The organism is Cupriavidus sp. 05N38 (assembly GCF_056397345.1).
Genome location: NZ_JBFTNF010000096.1, coordinates 1 through 19,415, shown reverse-complemented (window position 1 = coordinate 19,415; position 19,415 = coordinate 1). Strand labels below are relative to the sequence as shown.

Annotated in this window: 19 protein-coding genes; 4 read left to right on the top strand and 15 right to left on the bottom strand. The window is 66.2% G+C overall.

Annotated elements, in window-relative coordinates; translation table 11 throughout:
* Window positions 1-243: 243 nt before the first annotated feature.
* Entirely contained in the window at window positions 244-504 is a 261-nt protein-coding gene (locus AC1DK4_RS37615) for a hypothetical protein (protein WP_441623717.1), read from the bottom strand.
* A 424-nt stretch (window positions 505-928) separates the two neighbouring features.
* On the opposite strand from AC1DK4_RS37615, the gene AC1DK4_RS37610 reads away from it, so the two are divergent.
* Window positions 929-1,426 carry an acyl-CoA thioesterase gene (locus tag AC1DK4_RS37610; RefSeq protein WP_477132152.1) on the top strand — a complete coding sequence of 166 codons (498 nt, stop codon included), beginning with the start codon at window positions 929-931 and terminating at the stop codon, window positions 1,424-1,426.
* Here AC1DK4_RS37610 and AC1DK4_RS37605 read toward each other — a convergent pair.
* From AC1DK4_RS37605 to AC1DK4_RS37595, 3 genes are all read right to left on the bottom strand, one after another.
* Window positions 1,423-2,868 carry a sensor histidine kinase gene (locus AC1DK4_RS37605; protein ID WP_441650286.1) on the bottom strand — a complete coding sequence of 482 codons (1,446 nt, stop codon included), beginning with the start codon at window positions 2,866-2,868 and terminating at the stop codon, window positions 1,423-1,425. The two genes, AC1DK4_RS37610 and AC1DK4_RS37605, sit on opposite strands and share 4 nt — an antisense overlap.
* Before the next feature lie 178 nt (window positions 2,869-3,046).
* Window positions 3,047-3,268, bottom strand: coding sequence for a hypothetical protein (locus tag AC1DK4_RS37600; protein WP_441624113.1), 222 nt, complete (start codon window positions 3,266-3,268; stop codon window positions 3,047-3,049).
* An 85-nt stretch (window positions 3,269-3,353) separates the two neighbouring features.
* Entirely contained in the window at window positions 3,354-4,298 is a 945-nt protein-coding gene (locus tag AC1DK4_RS37595) for a CAP domain-containing protein (protein WP_441624105.1), read from the bottom strand.
* Between AC1DK4_RS37595 and AC1DK4_RS37590 the strand changes: the two genes are divergently transcribed.
* Complete coding sequence (locus tag AC1DK4_RS37590) at window positions 4,282-4,512, top strand: hypothetical protein (protein ID WP_441624103.1); 231 nt, start codon at window positions 4,282-4,284, stop codon at window positions 4,510-4,512. The genes AC1DK4_RS37595 and AC1DK4_RS37590 overlap by 17 nt on opposite strands.
* 248 nt (window positions 4,513-4,760) lie before the next feature.
* Here AC1DK4_RS37590 and AC1DK4_RS37585 read toward each other — a convergent pair whose 3' ends face one another.
* Together AC1DK4_RS37585 and AC1DK4_RS37580 are read right to left on the bottom strand one after the other, a co-directional pair.
* Window positions 4,761-4,982, bottom strand: coding sequence for a hypothetical protein (locus AC1DK4_RS37585; protein ID WP_441624101.1), 222 nt, complete (start codon window positions 4,980-4,982; stop codon window positions 4,761-4,763).
* Between the two features lie 45 nt (window positions 4,983-5,027).
* Window positions 5,028-5,516 (bottom strand): lecithin retinol acyltransferase family protein, encoded by a 489-nt coding sequence (locus AC1DK4_RS37580; RefSeq protein WP_441624099.1) that lies wholly within the window; start codon window positions 5,514-5,516, stop codon window positions 5,028-5,030.
* 534 nt (window positions 5,517-6,050) lie between these two features.
* Between AC1DK4_RS37580 and AC1DK4_RS37575 the strand changes: the two genes are divergently transcribed.
* Together AC1DK4_RS37575 and AC1DK4_RS37570 are read left to right on the top strand one after the other, a co-directional pair.
* Window positions 6,051-6,338, top strand: coding sequence for a hypothetical protein (locus AC1DK4_RS37575; protein ID WP_441624097.1), 288 nt, complete (start codon window positions 6,051-6,053; stop codon window positions 6,336-6,338).
* An 84-nt stretch (window positions 6,339-6,422) separates the two neighbouring features.
* Complete coding sequence (locus tag AC1DK4_RS37570; RefSeq protein ID WP_441624095.1) at window positions 6,423-7,193, top strand: PP2C family protein-serine/threonine phosphatase; 771 nt, start codon at window positions 6,423-6,425, stop codon at window positions 7,191-7,193.
* A gap of 51 nt (window positions 7,194-7,244) precedes the next feature.
* Here AC1DK4_RS37570 and AC1DK4_RS37565 read toward each other — a convergent pair whose 3' ends face one another.
* From AC1DK4_RS37565 to AC1DK4_RS37525, 9 genes are all read right to left on the bottom strand, one after another.
* A complete protein-coding gene (locus AC1DK4_RS37565; protein ID WP_441624093.1) occupies window positions 7,245-8,561 on the bottom strand; it encodes a sigma-54 interaction domain-containing protein in 1,317 nt (438 codons plus the stop codon).
* 101 nt (window positions 8,562-8,662) lie between these two features.
* The gene (locus AC1DK4_RS37560; protein WP_441624091.1) at window positions 8,663-11,722 is read right to left on the bottom strand and encodes an ABC transporter transmembrane domain-containing protein; all 3,060 of its coding nucleotides are present in this window, start codon (window positions 11,720-11,722) and stop codon (window positions 8,663-8,665) included.
* An 18-nt stretch (window positions 11,723-11,740) separates the two neighbouring features.
* On the bottom strand, window positions 11,741-12,493 hold the full coding sequence (locus AC1DK4_RS37555) for a peptidylprolyl isomerase (protein ID WP_441624089.1): 753 nt from the start codon (window positions 12,491-12,493) through the stop codon (window positions 11,741-11,743).
* A gap of 117 nt (window positions 12,494-12,610) precedes the next feature.
* Entirely contained in the window at window positions 12,611-13,993 is a 1,383-nt protein-coding gene (locus tag AC1DK4_RS37550; protein WP_441624087.1) for a beta-barrel domain-containing protein, read from the bottom strand.
* A complete protein-coding gene (locus tag AC1DK4_RS37545) occupies window positions 13,962-16,595 on the bottom strand; it encodes an FHA domain-containing protein (protein WP_477132151.1) in 2,634 nt (877 codons plus the stop codon). Before AC1DK4_RS37545 ends, AC1DK4_RS37550 begins: the two co-directional genes overlap by 32 nt.
* Before the next feature lie 169 nt (window positions 16,596-16,764).
* A complete protein-coding gene (locus AC1DK4_RS37540) occupies window positions 16,765-18,291 on the bottom strand; it encodes an efflux transporter outer membrane subunit (RefSeq protein ID WP_441624083.1) in 1,527 nt (508 codons plus the stop codon).
* Between the two features lie 113 nt (window positions 18,292-18,404).
* Window positions 18,405-18,671 carry a hypothetical protein gene (locus tag AC1DK4_RS37535; RefSeq protein WP_441624082.1) on the bottom strand — a complete coding sequence of 89 codons (267 nt, stop codon included), beginning with the start codon at window positions 18,669-18,671 and terminating at the stop codon, window positions 18,405-18,407.
* Between the two features lie 98 nt (window positions 18,672-18,769).
* Window positions 18,770-19,024, bottom strand: coding sequence for a hypothetical protein (locus AC1DK4_RS37530; RefSeq protein ID WP_441624080.1), 255 nt, complete (start codon window positions 19,022-19,024; stop codon window positions 18,770-18,772).
* A 74-nt stretch (window positions 19,025-19,098) separates the two neighbouring features.
* Window positions 19,099-19,356 carry a hypothetical protein gene (locus tag AC1DK4_RS37525; RefSeq protein ID WP_441624379.1) on the bottom strand — a complete coding sequence of 86 codons (258 nt, stop codon included), beginning with the start codon at window positions 19,354-19,356 and terminating at the stop codon, window positions 19,099-19,101.
* Between the last annotated feature and the right edge of the window lie 59 nt (window positions 19,357-19,415).

The following is a 19,415-nucleotide window of genomic DNA, read 5'->3' as shown; positions in this document are numbered from 1 at the left end:
CGTTCTGGGTCTGGCCGATCAGTTGCGAGGCATTGAAGGTCGAGTCGACCTTGACGGTGCTGAACACCGGCACGAAGGGCACGAAGCCGGTGCCGCCGCGCACGGTGCTCATGGCGTGGGCGTCGAGTTCTTCGGTGACGGACAGGTCTTGGATGGCGATGGTAGTCATGGCAGTTCTCCGGTACTCAGTGATGTGCGAATTCGGTTGGCGCGCTCGGCCGGGCCGGCAGGGCGGCGGCAACATCAGCGATAGATGTTGTTCTGGGCGTTCTGCGTCGAGTTGACATGCGACTTGATGTCATCCGCGAAGGCCGTGTTGTTGCCGTTCATGTTGACCACGTTCTGGGTCTGGCCAATCAGTTGCGAGGCATTGAAGGTCGAGTCGAGCTTGACCGAGCTGAACACGGGCATGAAGGGCACGAAGCCGCCGCGCACGGCGCGCATGGCGCCRGCGTCGAGTTCTTCGGTGACGGACAGGTCCTTGATGGCGAGGGTGGTAGTCATGGCAGTTCTCCTGGAAGGCGGTTGGCCAGCTGGCCGGGTATCGATTGGGACTTCGGTTCGTTTGCTGTCGAGCATCTTTGCTTCGCTCGGGAGGTACAAACGCATGGAGTGTGCCAAGGCGGGCCATGTCGCCTCGAATCGCCCGCAAACCCAGGCGGGGCTTGGGAGAAATTTTCTTCGAGAGAAGAAAATGGCGCCGGAGTCCGGTGCCGGAAGGCTTTGATCTGGCAGGCAAAAGCCAACACAACAGACGCCGTGTGTTCGTTCGCCGCCAACATCGGGGCAATGCCGGCCGGCACAGCAAGGAAACAGGGAAACCTGGCGACGATTGCCGCCGCAAACAGACAGAATGCGGTATGCCTCACCCGTTCGGGGAGGCGTGCGTGGCTGCCGCCAGCAGCCATATCCTAGCCAGGAGCTTTCAATGCTGATGCGAGACGCAATCCCCMATGTTCTGAGCCGCGGTAGCGAGATGTTTACGCGAGACATACAGGAGACGCCCCCGCAAAAGACCTTTCACCATGCGATCGACATTTACCTCAAGGACTCCAATGCATTCATGAACACCTACTTCGCGCGCTACTTCGAGTGGCAGGGCATTTGCCGCGAGCGCTGGTTCCACGAGTGCATCCATGACAACCTGCTGGCCGCGGGCGGCGTGTTCGTGACCAAGCGCGCGCATCAGGAGTATGTCGAGGAGACGTTCCCGTTCCAGAAGGTGGATTGCTACCTCAACACCTTCCAGGTGAAGCAGTGCTCGGCCTACCTGTTGTTCCGCTTCTGCGTGGATGGCCGTCCGGTATCGCTCGGCTACCAGCAGATCGTGTTCGCCGGGCGGGACAAGCGCATTACACGCTTCCCGCGCGAGATCGTCGAACGCGTCAAGGAGTACGAACTGAAGCTGCCTAAGTTCGCCAGCTAAGCCGTGCCCGCCCCGCTTGCCGTCTGGCCGGCGGGGCGTCTGCGCGGGGCGGCCTGGCTGCCTGCGTGGGCGTCGGGCAGGCGCAGCAAGAAGGTGGTGTGGATGTCGCGCACGGATTCGCACTGGATGCGGCCGCCGAAGGCTTCGACCACCCTGCGGCAAAAGGCGAGCCCCATACCGACGCCGCTGCCGTGCGCCTTGGTGGAGAAGAAGGGGTCGAAGATGCGAGGCAGGACCTCGGGCGGGATCCCCGGGCCGGTGTCCCGGAAACGCAGCAGCCAGCTCCCATGCTCCTGCAGCACGGCGATCTCGATGTGCGCAGCGGGACTGGCGCGCATGGCCTGCAGCGCGTTCTTCAGCAGATTGAACAGGACATAGACCAGCAACGTTTCGGAGCCGGGGAAACACCAGGCCGGATCGATCGGCCCGACCGTCACCCGCTCGCGTTCTCCCGCCAGGAACGGATACCGCGCCAGCGCGGCGTCGACACAATGCCGCAGCGACTGTGCCGTGAAACTGCGGCGGTCAAGCCGTTCCAGCGTGACCGAGGCGAGCGCCATGTCGATCACGGTGTGGGTGCCCTCGATCTCGCGCCTGATCGAGTCCACCAGGCCGGCGGCGCGTTCGAGCTGGCCCGGGCGCATGCGGTCCTCGTACAGGCCATGCGCCACCGCGAGCCGGTAGCCCGCCAGCAGTTCCGGCCAGGCACGGCCCATTTCCTCGGCCTGCAGCCGGATCGTGGTGAGGGGGGTGCGTACCTCGTGCGCCACCGTGGCGGCCAGCGAGAACGGGTGCATGAGGTCGTAGCGCACGATCGTGACGGCGAGTATCCCCAGGCTGGCGCCGATAAAGACCACGCCGGGCGGATAGAAGGCATAGCCATAGTTGGCGGCGTAGTCCACCGCCGCCAGCGAGTAGAGGCCCAGGCTGACCAGGCACAAGTCGAGCCGCTTGCGCTTCTCGCCGGTGGCGCCACGGCGCGCGGCCAGCAGCAGCCAGCCACTGCGGCAGGCCAGCAGCACGGTCTGCGCCACGTGCAGGGGATGCAGCCGCCCCGCCTTGGGATACGCGCCGAAGAAATACGTATAGAAGCCGGACACCACTTCCCCGCCGGTCAGCACCAGCACCGCGAGCACCAGCGACAGCCCGTACGAAGCCAGCAGCAGGGGCCGCTCGGTGCGGCGCTCGCTCACTTCGGTGATGAAGTGATAGAAACAGGTCGGCAGGAAGATGATGAAGAGATAGCCGACCTTGGCCAGCAGCAGCGCCACGTCGGGATGCTCGGCCTGGAACAGGAAGGCCCAGGTGCCCTGCCACGCGAACGTGGTCACGCACAGCAGGAAGAAGGAAGTGGAGATCCGCGTCACGCCCTTGGTGACCAGCACATACAAGCCGAAACCCAGGAAGATGGCTGAGACGAAGGCTGGCAGGATAGCGTACATGGCGTTCCGGAAGGACGGTCCTGGCGCCCGGACGGGTGCGCGGCCGGACCGGCAACCCGCCATTTTATGTCGGGACAAGCGCACCCGTGCAAAGTCTGGCTAAGTACAGTTCTTCACATTATTGAACGCAAGCACCGTACCGGGACCCGCGTCCGGCATGCCGGACCGCCCGCCAGGCCTAGTTCACCTGCCCCGCATCGATGGTACGCATGGCAGCGGCTTCGGCGAGGGCAAGCGCGGCTTGCGCGGTCGGCGCGATACCGACTTCGTCCTCGAACGAGGGCTGCGGCGCCTCGCCGAACGCATCGGCAATCACCACCGTTGCCGAAAAACCGCCGGTGGCCGATGCCACCGCGCGGGCCACGACGGCATAGCCGCCATATTCGAATGCGCGCTCCATCATTCCCTCCCCTCGCTATGCATGAGGCAATCATAGTTGGCGCTGCCTCGGCCGGGGCAATCTGATGCTGACGGCAGCCAGCCCGCTATTTCGTGACGAACGACCAGCTCAGGTTGAGCGGCTTGCCGCCCAGCTGCCCGCTCACGGCCACGTTGTAGCGCGTGCTGCCGGCCAGCGGCGCGAGCGGCGTGCAGACCGCCGCGCCGTTCGCCGCACCCGACACGCCCGCGGTGCGCGAATCCACCTTCAGGCAGTTGACGTTATTGCCCTGCGCGTCGGTGAGCACGAAGGTATCGGCCGTGAACGCCTGGCTGCGATCGATCGCCTGCAGCGTGACGGGGTAGCCCAGCGTCTGGTTCTGGTAGCCCGGAGCCGGATTGGGGCTTTCGTTGTTCAGCCAGCTGGTCGGCACATCGGCCTGGCCGGCGTAGGGATAGGCCACCATCTGGATGGCGGTGCCCGGCATGGTGGCATCGGCGAGATCGACGGTCTGGTAGAACGACGCGGTGGCGCCGCCCGAAGTCGAGCCCTTCTGCTCGGCATAGCCCGAACCCGCAGATTTGTAGCTGCCCAGCAGGCTCATGCGATGCAGCGGCGCGTCGAACAGGTCGGATACCAGTGCATCGGTGGAGGCCAGGGCCAGCGCTGCGTTCGGGTCGGAACTCCACTTGCTGGCGCTGCCGACCACCTCCGCCGTGGCGTCCGTCTTGTACTGCGCCTGCACGCGCGCATCGGGCGTGGCGCCGGTATAGCCACGCAGGGACGCATTCTCGTCGTGGCCGAGCGTATTGTTCCAGAGCATGTAGTTGCTGTGGTTCTGCGCGGCCACGCCGATCGCGTCCTGCGCCTCGAGCGCGGGAAGTCCCACCAGCACGCGCCGGTAGTTGGCGTAGCACAGCCCCGCCGATTTCGGCTCGCCAAGCGCGTGATAGCCGCTGACGTTGGCCGCGCCGCGTGCCGGCAGGATGCTGACGTCTACGGTGCCCGCAGCCGGCGCGGCATTGCCGCTTACCGTGAAGCAGGCGGTCACGGCGGTCGCCGGGACCGCCTGGCTGCCGGCGCTGGCAGCCGGCGCGTTGGCATTGGCGGTGTTGGCTGAGGCATTGCCGGAAGCATTGGCGGCGGGCGTCGCGCTGCCACTGCCGCCATCCCCGCCACCGCCGCAAGCGGTGAGGATCGTGCTGGCGCAGGCAAGCGCGAAGAGTGTCCTGGAGAAGGAAGCCCTGGCAGGCGCAGTTGAATGAGTCGCTGGCATCGATCCGGAAGGTTTCGCCCGGCACTTCACGGCCGGTGGTGGATGAGGCAGCACCCCCGCCGGCAATCCCCTGGCGGCTGGCGGTGCAAGAACCGGGCGATGTTATTGGCGGCCACGGACCAGCGTCCAGCCTGCGAACAAATGCTTACGTGTGACCTTTGCGAAAGTAGCGGATAGCAGTCCTGCGCGTGCGCATGGGACTTCGGCATCACGGCGCGCGAGGGCACCATGCCTTGCTCACCCCGCATTCAGTGCAGGCGGAAACACGCACCAGCACCCGTCGCCGTGCCGGAAGAAGAACATCGAGAGCTGGCCCGACGGGCCTGCCACTTCCACCCGCACGCAGCCGCGGCGTCCGGCGCGGGCACCGCGCACGCGCGTGATGCGTGCCGGCGCCGCGAGGCGCGCACCGAGCCATTTGTCGATCAGTCCGCGCAGCGATATGCTGGTTGCTTGCATGTCCGTCTCCTTCGCATTGCTTGCCGTTGCCCTGGTCGTCCCGGCTCAAGCCGCGCGGGCACCGAAGTGGGCACCACGCCATTCAGCCCGGACGAGCGTGCCGAGCAGGACCGCAAGCGCATGCACGGCCATGGCCGGGTGCTGCAGGCAGGTTTCCACTTGTGCGCTGCGCGCTTCGCCAAGCAGGCACCACGAACAGAAGTGCTCGCAGTTGTTGGTGAGCAGCCGGTAGTTGTCTTCCCCGAGGCGGGAGCGGGCGCGTGCCACGGCCTGGAGGCCGACGTAGCGGGCGCAGGGATTGGCCTTGACGCTGACGGCGTGGCCGGCGGCAAAGTCCTCGATGGTCACTTCCTTCACGGGGCCGCGATGCAGCGAGCCGGAAAAGCCGGCGTAGTGAACGACCTTGCCCGCGCCGACGTAGATGCCGTGGTGGGCGTAGCCGCGGCGTCCGGTGACCAGGTGCGCGCCGAGCGGGAAATCGGCTTCGTCTTGCTGTCGGCAGGCCTGGTCCTGGAGTTGGTCTTGTTGGTTCATGGTTGCCTCGGATCTGTTTGCTTGCTGCAGGCATTTCCTGCTGGTTGCAATCACATCCGCATCAACCGTGCCACCTGCCGCAAACCCCGGCATGACAAGGGATAGCAGGAGAAAGCACGAAACCATACCCGGGAAAGCGTCGGCGATAAACCAACAGCCTTGCACCGTTTATGTTGGCACGCCGCCACCACCGGGGTCGAAAGCCACGCTGGCGGCGCGCGGCACCGCGAAGACAAGAGGTTGCACAGCAGATTGCACGGCACGCGGGCCAACGACACGGCACCAGCCCGGACAGGTGGGCGCTACCCACCAGACCCGGCGCAGATGTTGGCGAACCACCAACGTTTTGGGCCGCGCGGTATCGCGCCGGCGGGCGCAGCGAAAGCGCCGGCGGGCCGGCTAGCCGCTCGGCAGCTGGGTTTCAGGCGTGCGCGGCGCCCTGGCCGCATTGCGCCAGCCGCCTGGCATACGCCTTGCATCTGAAAGCGGGACGGCACCACTGCCACCCACCTCACCACCCAACGGAGTCCGATCATGGCCTCGCTCACCATCAAAGACCTCTACAACGACCATACGCTGGACGGACGCGCCATGTCGGCCGTGCGCGGTGGCGGCGCCCCCTGGGTATTCGGCTGGATCCAGCCCTACCAGCCGGCCCGGCCGAGCCTCGGCCCCGTGGTCAACTTTTACGAGATCAACAACAGCTTCTATGCTGATCAGATGGTTAATCAGTTTCAAAACATCGACGTTCGCAATTCGGCACCCGGAGCGAACATCAATGTGCAAGCGGGACAAGGCGCACGCAACGACGGACGGATGTAAGCCGGCCGGGCGCGGCCAGTGCCGGCGCCCGCGCGATCCGCCCGCTTGGCGCGCGCCAGGGCGGCCCGTACACCGGAGACGACCGTGACCTGTGCATCGCAATTCCGCTGGACTTCAGCCGCGCGCACCGACGTTGGCCTGCTACGCGAGCGCAACGAAGATGCCTGCCTGGCACGGCCAGACCGCGGGCTCTGGGTCGTGGCCGACGGCATGGGCGGTCACGCGGTGGGCGACTACGCCAGCAACCTGGTGGTGGAAACGCTGGACCGGCTGGGCGAGCCGCGCAGCCTGGAAAGCCTGCTCGACGACGCGCGCGCGGCGCTGCATGAGGTCAACCTGGCGCTGCTGACCGAGGCAACGCGGCGCCAGGTGCGGCGCATCGGCAGCACCGTGGTCGTGCTGATGGCCTGCGAGCGCTTCTGTGGCTGCCTGTGGGCCGGCGACAGCCGTATCTATCTCTATCGCGACGGGCACCTGACGCAGCTCACGCGCGACCACAGCCGCGTGGAGGAACTCAAGGCGCGCGGCCTGATCACGGCGGAGGAAGCCATCCATCATCCCGCGCACAACACCATCACGCGCGCTGTCGGCGCGAACGCCGCGCTGGAGCTGGAGCAGACCTGGGTGGAAGTCGCCGATGCGGATATCTTCCTGCTTTGCAGCGACGGCCTCAGCAACGAGCTGCGCGATCCGGAGATCGCCAGCTTCCTGGCCTGCGGCGATTGCGAACTGGCCGCGCAGGCGCTGGTGACGGCCGCGCTGGAGCGCGGCGGCCACGACAATATCTCCGCCGTGGTGGCGCGCGCGGAAGACCTTTACGCGACCGACAAGACCATGGTGAATCCTGCGATCTAGGCAGGCCTGCCAGGCCAGCCAGGCCGGGCAGGCCCGCCACGCAAGCGTGGCCTACCCTGGCTTGCCGCCCGCCGCCGCCTGATGGCGAAAATCCTTGGAATGGATGCCGTGCTTCTTCAGCAGCATCTGCAGGTGCGAGCGGTTCATGTCGAAGCGCCGGGCCAGCTCGGCCACGGTGCCGCCCACCTCCTGCAGCCCACGCTCGAGAAATGCGCGCTCGGCCTCGTCGCTCGCGGCCCGCTTGGCCTCGCTCAGCGAGGTCGCCGTCGTCGCATCCACGCCGCCACCTGCGGCAACACCGCCGGAAACCAGCGTGGGCCCGGCCACCTTGGGCCGCAGATCTTGCGGCAAGTGGTCGAGATCGGCGGTGTCGCCGGCCAGGCACGATACCCGGTACATCAGGTTGCGTAGTTCGCGGATATTGCCCGGATAGGCGTAGTTCATGAGGAAATCGCGCAGGCGCGGCGTCAGCTTGACCGGGCGACGCTTGAGCGAGCCCGCGGCCTCGTCGCCGAAGAATGCCACCAGCAGCGAAATCTCGTCGCGCCGCTCGCGCAGCGGCGGCAGCGTGACATGGATCACGCTCAGGCGGTAGAACAGGTCTTCGCGGAACTTGCCCTCCTCGCTCAGCCGCCGCAGGTCCCGGTTGGTGGCCGCCACGATGCGCGTGTCCACGGAGATGGTCTCGTCGGACCCGACCCGCTGGATCTCGTGTGCCTCCAGCACGCGCAGCAGCTTGACCTGCCCGGTGAGCGGCAGTTCGCCGATTTCGTCGAGGAAGATGGTGCCGGTATGCGCGCTCTCGAACTTGCCGCGCCGGTCGCTGGCCGCCCCCGTGAACGCGCCCTTCTTGTGCCCGAACAGTTCGGACTCGATCAGGTTCTCCGGGATCGCCCCGCAGTTCACCGAGATGAAGGGCTTGTCCGTGCGCGAGCCGTTGGCGTGGATCACCTTGGCCATCAGCTCCTTGCCGGTGCCGCTTTCGCCGTCGATCAGCACCGGCAGGTGGGTCGGCGCGGCCTTCTCGGCAATCTCCAGCGCCTCCAGCAGCTTGGGATTGTCGCCGAAGGTGCCCTCGAAGATAAAGCTGCGCTCGAGCAGCGCCTGGCGCCGTTCGCGCGGCGCGAGATCCGCCTCCGGCTCGGCCTCGACCGGCTCGGCCACCGCTGCCTGCACGAAGCGCTCCTTGTGCGACAGCTGCATCACTTCGTCGCGCAGCGTGGTGGCCTGCTTGAGCAGCTTCTCGATCTCCGCGCGCTCGAGCTTGGAGGCCCAGCGCAGCGTGGAGCGCAGGATCTCTATCTTCTCGATCAGTCCGGCATAAGAGATGGTGCTGCCGACACGGCCGCCCTGGTTGAACAACTTCATCTCGCGCCCCCTCGCTCCCCTTGGCTGTTCCCACCGCAATGACGCCCGGGCGATGGCCACGCGATGATCAGGCCATGCCCCGGACAACGCTCAGGCCGCACTCAGGCCGCACTCAACTGCTTCTGCACCAGCTGGTAGTACATGCCCTTGCGCTCCAGCAGTTCCTCGTGCCGCCCTTGCTCCACGATGCCGCCTTCGTACAGCACCAGGATCTTGTCCGCGCGCATGATCGTGCTCAACCGGTGCGCGATGATCACGGCTGTGCGCCCGCGCAGGATGTCCTGCATATTGCCGAGGATATTGCTTTCGGACTGCGTGTCCAGCGCCGAGGTGGCTTCGTCGAACACCAGCAGGCGCGGATCGTGGTACAGCGCACGCGCAATGCACAGGCGCTGGATCTGCCCGCCGGACAAGCCCATACCGCGCTCGCCCACCACCTGCTCGTAGCCCAGCGGCAGCTTGCTGATAAAGGCGTGGGCATCGGCCATCTTGGCCACTTCCTCGATATGGCGCCGGTCCGGGCTGTCGTCGCCGCAAGCGATGTTCTCGGCGATGGTGCCGGAGAACAGCAGGTTGCTCTGCATCACATAGCCGATCTGGGCACGGTAGTATTCCTTGTCGATCACGCTGAGGTCGTAGCCGTCCACCGTGATCTTGCCCTCGGTGGGCACATAGAAGCCCACCAGCATCTTGGCCAGCGTGGTCTTGCCCGAGCCGCTGCGCCCCACGATGGCCAGCAGCTCGCCGGGCTTGATGCTGAAGCTGATGTTCTCCAGCACATAGGACGTCTCATTGCCGCCATAGCGGAAAAACACCCCGTCCAGGCTGATCTCCCCCTGCAGATCGGGCAGCATCACGCGCGAGGGCAGGTCCTGCGGCTTCTGCTCCGGGTCCAGGTCGAGCACGTCGCCCAGCCGTTCCATCGCCACGCCGGCGTCATTGAGCTGGCCCCACAGCGACACCAATCCCATCAGCGGCGCCAGCACGCTGCCCATGAATGCGTTGAACGCGATGAGCTGGCCGATGGTCAGCTCCCGCTGCAGCACCAGGTTGGCGCCCACCCAGAGCACGGCGATGGTGGTCGCGGCATTGAGCAGCTGGCTGGCCAGCCCGACCAGGATGTGGAAGGCCTGCGCCTTGTACTGCAGCTCGAGCGCCTTGGCGTATTTCTTCTCCCACTTCAGGCGCACCGGCCGCTCGATGCCCATGCCCTTGACCGTCTCCACCCCGCCCAGTGTCTCCATCAGGTAGGAGCGCGCCTCGGTCGAGGTGGTGAACACCTCGCGCGCGTAGGCCTTTACCTTGGGCGTGGCCAGCACCGTGAGCGCGGCGATGGGCACCACGAAGGCCAGCAGCACCAGCGTCATCTTGACGTTGTAGAGGAACATGATGGTGAAGTAGATGAACACCATCAACAGGTTGAGCGCCGTCGTCACCGTGGACTCGGTCAGGAAGGCGCGGATGGTCTGGTTCTCCTGGAAGCGGGCAAAGATGTCGCCGGTCTTGCGCTTGGCGAAGAACGAGAACGGCAGCGACATGGTGTGCCGGAAGAAGTGCGACATCATGGCGAAGTCCATGTTGCGCACCATGAAATTGGCAAGGTAGGCGCGCACGGTGGACATCAGCTGCGAGAACACGTTGGAGACGATCAGCCCGAGGATCAGCAGGTTCAGCAGGCCCACGTTCTGGTGCACCACCACCCCGTCGAGGATGTTCTGGATGATCAGGGGCGGCACCACGCCCAGCACCTGGATCACGAACGTCGCGAGGAACAGATGGACGAGAATGCGCTTGTACGGCGCAAGGTAGCCAATGAAGCGCAGCCACGGCGAGCGCGCCACGGCCAGCTGCGTCATGCTCTCGCCCGCGGTGAACAGCAGGCAGGTGCCGCTCCACCCGCGCTCGAATTCCTCCACGCGCATCTTGCGGAAGCCCAGCGCAGGGTCGGCTACCCACACCCAGCGCTTGGACACGCCATACACCACCACATAGTGGTAGCCCTCCCAGTGCACGATGAACGGCAGCTCGAAGCCCATCAGCGAGTCGCGCGTGCACTGCACGCCGCGCGTCGTGAAGCCGAGCGATTCCCCCGCGCGCGCCAGGCTGTCCAGCGTGGCGCCCTGGGTGGTCACGTTGGCCAGCTCGCGCAGCTTGCCCAGCGTCATGGGAATCCCGTAGTGGCGGCAGATCATCGCCAGGCAGGCGGCGCCGCAATCCATTTCCTCGGCCTGCTCGACCAGCGCGAAGCGGCGGATCAGCCGTTCGCCCATTTCTGGCTTGGAGGCCAGGTCCAGCATCACCGGATGCTTGCGCCGCTCGGCCAGCTTCTTCTGGCGGTGCAGTTCGCGGTCGACAAAGCGGATGCGCTCCTCCAGCACCTCGCGCAGCTTGGGGTTGCGCTCGAGGATGAGCTGCACGGTCTTTTCCGGGATCACCAGCAGGCGGGCATCCGTGCCCGCGATCGCGGAAGCCATCTGCTCCTGCCGCATCACGCAGGCGCGCTCGCCGAAGATATCGCCCTGGCGCAAGGTGGCCAACGGATATTCCATGCCGTCCTCGGTGCGCACGATGCGCACCTCGCCCTGCCGCACCACGTACAGGCGGCGGTCTTCGCGCGCGTCCTGCTTCAGGATTTCCTTGCCGGCCGAGACGCGCTTCACCCCCACGCTACGTACCGCTTCCTCCAGCTCGGCCTTGTCGAGCTTGCCGCGCAGGTCGAACAGGCGCGCCACGAAGCCGCCCGCCGAACTGATCGCCACATAGCTGGCGACGAACGCCATGGCCGCGGGATTCTGCGCGATCATGGGCTCGGTCACGCCGCGCGGGATGAACAGCAACTCGGTCTTGGCCGACGAGCGCACCGAGGACTCATGCCGGTACTCCCGCAGCATGGCGATATCGGCAAACACCTCGCGCACCTTGCGCACGCCCAGGCTCACTTCCTTGCCATTGTCCTCGTTGAACACGCGCACCGAGCCTGACTTGACGACGAATATCCCGCCCGCCGCATCGCCCGCGTTGCAGATGGTTTCGCCGAAGCCGTAGCTCAGCGATTGCGCATGCTCCGCCAGCCGCTCCAGCTCCTCGCGCGAAAACGGCGAGAGTATCTCTACGCCCGCCAGGAAATCGGCAAGCGGCTGCAGTTCGGAGCTGGCTTCCATGGATTCGCGCTCCGCCGGCTAACGCGCTTCGATCACGTGTTCCTGCGCCCTGGCCATGAGCCAGTCCTCGCGCAGGAGCCGGCGCACCTCCGCCGCCACCTCCGCATCGAGCGTGGCCGGATGCTTGGCGCTCACCATGAAGATCTCGAAATTGGCGCGGTCCGCCGACGGGAATGGCCCGAGCAGGTCGCCCACGGCGGCGTTGAACACCTTGGCCTCGATATCGGTCTTCAGCGAGCCGCGCAGCACCTTGCCGATCGCCCCGCCGTGCTCGCGCGTGTCCGCCACGGAATGCTCGCGCGCCATCTCGGCAAAGCTGTCGGGGTCATCCTGCAGGTAGGAGATCAGTTCCTTGGCCTTGCCTTCGGCGTCCACCACGATGTGACTGATCTCGATGCTGTCGAACTTCGGCGAATGCAGCTTGAAGTAGGCATCCACCGCGCGCTCGTTGGTCACCTCCGCCATCATCTTTTCCTGGTAGAGGCTCTCGGTGACGAAGGCCTCGAACTCGTCCAGGCTGATATTGAGCGCGTCCAGGTAGTGGTTCATCTCCGTCGCGCGATGCAGGCCCTGCACGCGGCGGAACTGGTCGGCGCGCTCCTGGATCTCCTCGGGCGTGACGGCGATGCGCTGCTTGCGCGCCGCGTGCACGGTCAGCTTGTCCCGTACGATCTGCTCGATCAGGCCCTCGAACTGCCCCGTGAGCTTCAGGACCCGGATGAACTCCTCGACGCCGATGACCTCATCGTCGACCCGCACAATCGCTGTCATGTTCTGTACTCCTCGATCGTTGCCGCAAGCCGCACGCCCGCGGCCAACGCCCTCATGCCTGCCCCGCCGCCCTGCCTTGCCTGCTGTCTCGCCAGACGCACGCCGGCCCCTTCCCCTTCAGCCGGCCACCTGCCGGAACGGATCCAGCCCAAGGTCGATCAGGCGCCGCTCGCGCACCACGATTTCGGCCGTGGCGGTCATGCCGTAGCGCAACGGATACTTGCTGTCCGCCACCGAGTAGTACGTCTGCGCCAGCCTGATGCGGCCCTCATACACGGGCTGCTTGTTCTGCCCGACCAGCTTGGTCGCCGGAGAGATGTACTCCAGCGTGCCGTTGAGCAGCCCGTAGCGCTGGTAGGGGAAGGCATTGAACTTGAGCTTGACCGGCAGGCCTTCGCGCAGGAAGGCGCGGTCGCGCTCCGCGATCTCGATCTTCAGCACCGGGCGCGCGTCCTTGGGCGCGATGCCGCCCAGCGGCGCATTGGCCTGGACCTTGTCGCCGCGCTGCGTGGAGCTCACATCGGTGATGACGCCGGCCACCGGGGCCAGGATCAGCAGGAAGTTGTCCTTGTCGATATTCTCGAAGCGGATGCGCGCCGCCGCCTCGGCCACCAGGCGCGCGGTCTGCACCTGCAGGCGCAGCTTGTCCTCGGTATTGCTGATCTCGCGCAGCGCGGCGTCATACTGGATGCGCAGGTTGGTCAGTTCCTGGCTGCTGCCCTCGAGCTTCACGGTGGCCTGGTTGAACTCCTGGCTCAACCGCGAATCCAGTTCCGTCAGGCGCGATTGCGCGATGCGCAGCGTGTTCTCGGCCTCCACCGCCGCATTGCGCTTTCCCTCCACCTGAGATTGCGACACCCCGCCGCCGCCCGGCAGCGCGAACAGCCGTGCGTACCGCTCCTGCTCCTGGCGCGTGAACTCGCGCTGGCGGCGTGCGTTGTCCAGGTTGCTGCGTGCTTCCTGCAACTGCGCGCGCTGCTGCTCCGCCAGGCGCGTGGTGCCTTCCGCCGTGCGGGTCTCATGCAGGCGCTCGGCCACCTCGATCTGCTGCTTGAGCGCGGCCGCCTTGCGCTCCATCAGCACCTTCCTGTCGGGAAACTGCTTCCACTCGCGCTCGGAGTCCTGCAGCTTGAGCTGCGCCTCCAGCGCATTGGTGGCCGCCTCTATCGCGCCGCGCGCATTGAGCCGGGCCAGCACGTCGTCCTTGGACACGGGCTGCCCCTCGGCCACGTAGAGGTCGGCCAGTTCGCCGTCCACCGGCGCATAGAAGCGCCGCACCTCGGACTCGGGGGCCAGCGTGCCGTCCGCGGTGACGATCACGTCCGCATGGCCGACAAAGGACCACACCAGTGCGCACAGCACCAGCAGCACCATCACCATCACCGATATCTGCATGATCTTCAGCGGCTCGGCACTGAGAATGGCAATGCCTTCCGCGCTGTGGTCTTCCAGCGCCTCGTGCAGCGGCTTAAGGCGATTGCCGCGGCTGTCGTCCTTCATCGCCGTCTCCTCCGATCAACGCTAGCTTGGCCTTGAGCACGGCAGGGTTCAGCACCATGCGCAATTCCTGCAGCGAACGGCGCTGCAGCTCCGATTCCGAATCAATATCCTGCTGCACCTGGCTCCATTGGGCGGTGTCGCTGACCTTGAGCTGCTCGTAGATGCGCATGCCCTGGTGAGCCTGCGTGCCGGCGCTCGACAGCAGCCGCGCCTGCGTGCGGAACTTGCCCGAGATCTCCGGCTCGAGCCGCTGCTCGCCGCCGATCGCGCCGTCGCGGCGGTACTGGCGCCAGCTGGCCAGCGCACCGTTCATCAGTTCCTGGGCGCGCCGCAGGGCGGCGTCGTGGATGGCGGCCACTTGAGGCTCGATCGCCTTGACGAAGTATGCATCCTGCGCGGGATCGAGCATCGCGTAGAAAGTCAGCAGGCGCTCGTCGAAACCCTTGCCGCCATCCTCCTTGCGTACCTCGGCAAACTGCGCCGCCACGGCCTGCCGGCGCGCCAGCTCCTTGCCGGCGGCTTCGGCCCACGGGCCGCTCTTGATCTGCTGCAGGGCCGCGAAGGTGCCGGCGGTATCGCCCGCTTGCCAGGCCTTGTCGGCTTCGCTGTACTGGCGTGCCACCTCGGGCGTGGGCAGGCGGCTGGCGGCCAGCTCGCGATAGCGCGCCTGGAACGGGGGCGTGGCAAAGCCGGCGCCGGCCATCTGCGCCACCACCGGCCCGAGCGTCATCGCGCGCAGGGCCGTGTCGAGCGCCAGATACTGCCGCAGGTCCTCCTTGAGCCGGTCCAGGCCGCCGAGGCGGGGATACTTCTCCGCATAGTCCGCGAGCACGGCCTCCAGCGCCTGGGGCGTGTCGCTGGCGAGTCCCGTGGCCAGCGCTGCGTTGAGGCGGTCGATGGCGGCGAGGTAGACGGAGTCGTCGCTCTGCAGCTTGCGCACATTGCTCAGCGCGTCCGCGTAGGGATCCTTGAACGCCGGCACGTAGGCGGCGATGCGATCGAGCGCGCGCTGGTGCGCCGGAACGTCCGCGCTCCAGTGCTGCAGCAGCTCACGGATGCCGGCTTCGTCGGCATAGATGCGGATCGGCGCATCCACGCCGCCCCTGCCGGCGACGAAACGGTTGAGGCGCCCCATCCACGCCAGCTCATCCACCAGCGGGCGCGCGTCGGCGTTGTGCGCGCCGAGCGTCTTCATTTGCGCCAGGGCCGCATCCGCGCCGCCGAAATCGCGCGCGCTCAGCTTGCCCATCCATGCGGGCACGTAGGCGCGCAGCAGCGCCTCGGTGCCCATCACCTGAAACTGTGCGTTGTCCGCGTGCTTCGCGAGATACGCATCCGCCACCGTGGCTGCGCGCGCGTAGTCGCCGCTGGCCATCAGCGCCTTCATCTCGCGCTCGGGCGCGCCGCGAAAGTACAACACCAGCAGCACGGCGACCACGGCCACGACCACGGCCGCGCCCCAGCGCGCCGCGCGCCTGAGGCGCGCGCGCTCGCCGGCGCCGAAACTGCCGCCCAGCCGGGCCATGATGAGGCCGTACTTGCCCTGTGCCTGCGGCTTGTCATCGGTCTCGCCGTCTTTCGGCTGCGGCATGGCCTCCTGGTTGACCTCGTCTTCCTGCTGCGCGGCGTAGTCGACGCAGAAGATATCGAGGAAGGAGCCCGGCGCCGCCACGAACGTGGTCTTGTCGGGATCCTGCGCCGGCGCGGCTGCCTGGGGTGCCGGTGCAGGTACCGGCGCCGCCGCGGGCGATGGCACCGGCACCGGCGCGGGCGCGGCCACGGCGCCCGCTGGCGGGCTTGCACTGACTTCCGGCGGTGCCGCCGGCAGGCCCGAGCTGGTGATGGTCGCATCCGCGACCGGCTCGGTCCGTATGCCGACGCGATAGACGAAATGATTGCCGCCGAGGGCCACCAGGTCGTTTTCGCTCAGCGCGAGCGCATGTTCCTCCACGCGCGTGCCGTTGACGAAGGTACCGTTGGTGCTGCCCAGGTCTTCGATGCAGGGTTGCCCGCCCTTGAGGAAAATGTGCGCGTGTCGCCGCGAGACATAATTCACCTGGTGCGGATAGACGTCCCGGTAGCGCGCGAAGGTCTCGTCGGCCTTGCTGACGAGGAAGGGAAAGCCGGCGATTTCGATCGGCTGCAGGCCAAGATCGCCGCGCTCGGGCGTCAGCGTAAGCACGACCGGCGGGTATTCCGCCGCCGGCACCGGCGCGCGCGGCCGCAGATGCACGCGATAGGCCAGCGCCGCGCCAAATCGCAGTTCGTCGCCGTCGCGCAGGCGCGCCGGCTGCTGCGCCACCGCCACGCCGTTGATCGCCGTGCCGTTCTTGCTGCCGAGGTCCGCGATATAGGCCACGCCGTCTTCGGAGAAGATGCGCGCGTGCCGGCGCGAGAGCACGGTCACGACATCGGCGGGATAGGTGGCGAAAGGCGCTTCGGCACGCCCCACGGCAAACAGGCTCTCCTCGATGCGGATCTCGCCAAGGGCGGGATGCGTGACGGGCACGAGGACGATATCGAGCATAGGCGCAAGCACTTGTGCGAACCCCTGCCCCACCTTCGCCCGCGTCTCGTCAATCAGAGCTTCGTCTGGAGCCATGTTTCGCTACCACCAACAGCGCTTGGGCCATGCGCATGCGCCGGCGGCAAGCCATTTTCCATGGCGGCGCGGCAAACCCGAAAGACACGCTGCGCCGGGAACGTGCTGACTAAGGACATAGTAGGCCACGCTTGCAGGTAGTCAAACGCACGACTACCGGCCGGCGCGGCTATTTCGCATCCTGCTTCGACACCTGCTGCGGGTCGTCCTTCCCCGCATTGGCCACCGCAACGCTCGGCCACCCTCCGCCAAGTGCCTTGTAGAGGGTGACAGTATCGGCCAGGATTTGTTGGTGATTCGCCAACAACTCGAGCTGCGCGCTCAGCAGCGAGCGCTCGGTCTCGAAGACATCGAGCTGGGACACCACGCCTTCCTTGAGCTGCGCCTCGATCTGCGCCGAAACCACGCGTAACTGCGCCACCTGCTGCTGCAGTTCCACGCGCTGCTTCTTGTGGGCGTCGACATTGACCAGCGCATTCTCCACTTCCTCGAAGGCGGTGATCACGGTGCGGCCATATTCGCTCTCGGCCACCTTGGTCTGCGCTTCCGAGGTCTTTACGCGGGCGCGCACGCCGGGGTCCAGCATCGGCAGGTTGATGCTCGGCATGAAGCCGAAAGTGAAGGACTTGAGCAGGTCTGACAGCGCGAAACTGGAGGTGCCGCCGCGCGCGGTCAGGCTGAGCGTGGGCAGCTGCGCCAGCCGCGCCTGGCCAACCAGGTTATACGACTCGAGCACGCGGTACTCCGCCGCGATGATGTCCGGGCGGCGCGAGAGTAACTGCGAAGGCAACCCGGCCGGCACGGCGGGCAACTGCACGCGCTCCTGCAGGCGCCCGGGCGCCACCTTGAACACGCCCGCCGGCACACCCACGAGCGTGCCCAGCGCGTTCTCCGAGATATCGCGCGAGCGGCGCAGTTCCAGCAGGTCCTTGGTGAGGCGGTTGATTTCCGCCTGCTGCTGCATCACTCGGATCTTGGGAATCAGGCCGTTCTGGAACATGGCCTGGTAGGTGGTGAGAATCTGCTTGTTCTTGGCCAGTGTGCGGGTCTGCTGGTCGATCTGCTCGTCGAACTGCAGGATCTGGAAATAGGTGGTCGACACGGCCGAAACCAGGGTGAGGTAGCCGGCACGCCAGTCCGCCTCGGTGGCATTGAACTCGGCCTTCTGCGCCTGCACGCCCTTCTCGACCTTGCCCCAGATATCGATATCCCAGTTGACCTGGGTGCCGAGGTTGTAGGTCCTCGTGAGAGGCTGCCCGGTGCTCTTTTCGAAACTCGCGCCGGCACCCACGTCGAAGACCGGCAGCGCACCCGCCCTGACCTCCGCGATCTGCGCGCCTGCGACCTTGATCCGCGCGGCCAGCACCTTGATGTCATAGTTGCCCGCGATGGCCTTGTCGACCAGGCCGTCCAGATAGGGATCGCGAAAGGCCTGCCACCAGTTGGGCACGATGGTGTCTGCAGCCGACACCGTGATCGCGCCCTGCCGGGACCATTCCGGCTTGGCAGGGGTCTCCGGCCGCTCGTACACCGGCGGGCGGAAATCGGCGCAACCGCCCAGCGCCAGCAAGCATGTGCCCGCCAGCAGGTAGCGCTGCAGGGTAGCGCGCGCGACGCGCGCAACACACGGAATAGGTAAACAAGGCACGATCGTCTCCCGCGAGCAACCAGGCAGGTCTCGCCATACGCTGTGCATTCATTGTGTATCCGCCCGCGGCGCGATCCAACCCGAAAATGCAAGGTGGCCGGCCCTGCCCGGCGGCGGCAGGAAGCCGCCCTGCCCGGCATGCCGGGCGGGCGGCGGCAACATCAGCGATAGATGTTGTTCTGGGCGTTCTGCGTCGAGTTGACATGCGACTTGATGTCGTCCACGAAGGCAGCATTGTTGCCGTTCATGTTGACCACATTCTGCGTCTGGCCGATCAGTTGCGAGGCGTTGAAGGTCGAATCGACCTTGACGGTGCTGAACACCGGCACGAAAGGCACGAAGCCGGTGCCACCGCGCACGGTGCTCATGGCGTGGGCGTCGAGTTCTTCGGTGACGGACAGGTCCTGGATGGCGAGGATGGTAGTCATGGCAGTTCTCCGGGTATTCAGTGGTTTGCGAATTCGGTGCGGGGCCGGTCTGGCGATCCCGCTGGCGCCGCGGGCCGCCGGTGGCGGCCGCGCATTGCTCAGTAGATGTTGTTCTGGGCGTTCTGGGTCGAGGTGACGCGCGACTTGATATCGTCCACGAAGGCAGCGTTGTTGCCGTTCATGTTGGCCACGTTCTGGGTCTGGCCGATCAGTTGCGAGGCATTGAAGGTCGAGTCGACCTTGACCGAGCTGAACACGGGCATGAAGGGCACGAAGCCGCCGCGCACGGCGCACATGGCGCCGGCGTCGAGTTCTTCGGTGACGGACAGGTCTTGGATGGCGATGGTAGTCATGGCAGTTCTCCGGTACTCAGTGATGTGCGAATTCGGTTGGCGCGCTCGGCGGGGCCGGCAGRGCGGCGGCAACATCAGCGATAGATGTTGTTCTGRGCGTTCTGGGTCGAGTTGACATGCGACTTGATGTCGTCCACGAAGGCAGCGTTGTTGCCGTTCATGTTGACCACGTTCTGCGTCTGGCCGATCAGCTGCGAGGCGTTGAAAGTCGAGTCGACCTTGACCGAGCTGAACACGGGCATGAAGGGCACGAAGCCGCCGCGCACGCTGCGCATGGCGCGGGCGTCGAGTTCTTCGGTGACGGACAGGTCTTTGATGGCGATGGTAGTCATGGCAGTTCTCCGGTACTCAGTGATGTGCGAATTCGGTTGGCGCGCTCGGCGGGGCCGGC

Bases quoted from the DNA above. Each gene is read 5' to 3' on its own strand.
- AC1DK4_RS37580 (WP_441624099.1), bottom strand. From the start codon at position 5,516: ATGAACCAACAAGACCAACTCCAGGACCAGGCCTGCCGACAGCAAGAC.
- AC1DK4_RS37550 (WP_441624087.1), bottom strand. From the start codon at position 13,993: ATGAAGGACGACAGCCGCGGCAATCGCCTTAAGCCGCTGCACGAGGCG.
- AC1DK4_RS37540 (WP_441624083.1), bottom strand. From the start codon at position 18,291: ATGCACAGCGTATGGCGAGACCTGCCTGGTTGCTCGCGGGAGACGATC.
- AC1DK4_RS37535 (WP_441624082.1), bottom strand. From the start codon at position 18,671: ATGACTACCATCCTCGCCATCCAGGACCTGTCCGTCACCGAAGAACTC.
- AC1DK4_RS37565 (WP_441624093.1), bottom strand. From the start codon at position 8,561: ATGAAGTTGTTCAACCAGGGCGGCCGTGTCGGCAGCACCATCTCTTAT.
- AC1DK4_RS37600 (WP_441624113.1), bottom strand. From the start codon at position 3,268: ATGGAGCGCGCATTCGAATATGGCGGCTATGCCGTCGTGGCCCGCGCG.
- AC1DK4_RS37605 (WP_441650286.1), bottom strand. From the start codon at position 2,868: ATGTACGCTATCCTGCCAGCCTTCGTCTCAGCCATCTTCCTGGGTTTC.
- AC1DK4_RS37585 (WP_441624101.1), bottom strand. From the start codon at position 4,982: ATGCAAGCAACCAGCATATCGCTGCGCGGACTGATCGACAAATGGCTC.
- AC1DK4_RS37560 (WP_441624091.1), bottom strand. From the start codon at position 11,722: ATGGAAGCCAGCTCCGAACTGCAGCCGCTTGCCGATTTCCTGGCGGGC.
- AC1DK4_RS37545 (WP_477132151.1), bottom strand. From the start codon at position 16,595: ATGGCTCCAGACGAAGCTCTGATTGACGAGACGCGGGCGAAGGTGGGG.
- AC1DK4_RS37530 (WP_441624080.1), bottom strand. From the start codon at position 19,024: ATGACTACCATCGCCATCCAAGACCTGTCCGTCACCGAAGAACTCGAC.
- AC1DK4_RS37575 (WP_441624097.1), top strand. From the start codon at position 6,051: ATGGCCTCGCTCACCATCAAAGACCTCTACAACGACCATACGCTGGAC.
- AC1DK4_RS37555 (WP_441624089.1), bottom strand. From the start codon at position 12,493: ATGACAGCGATTGTGCGGGTCGACGATGAGGTCATCGGCGTCGAGGAG.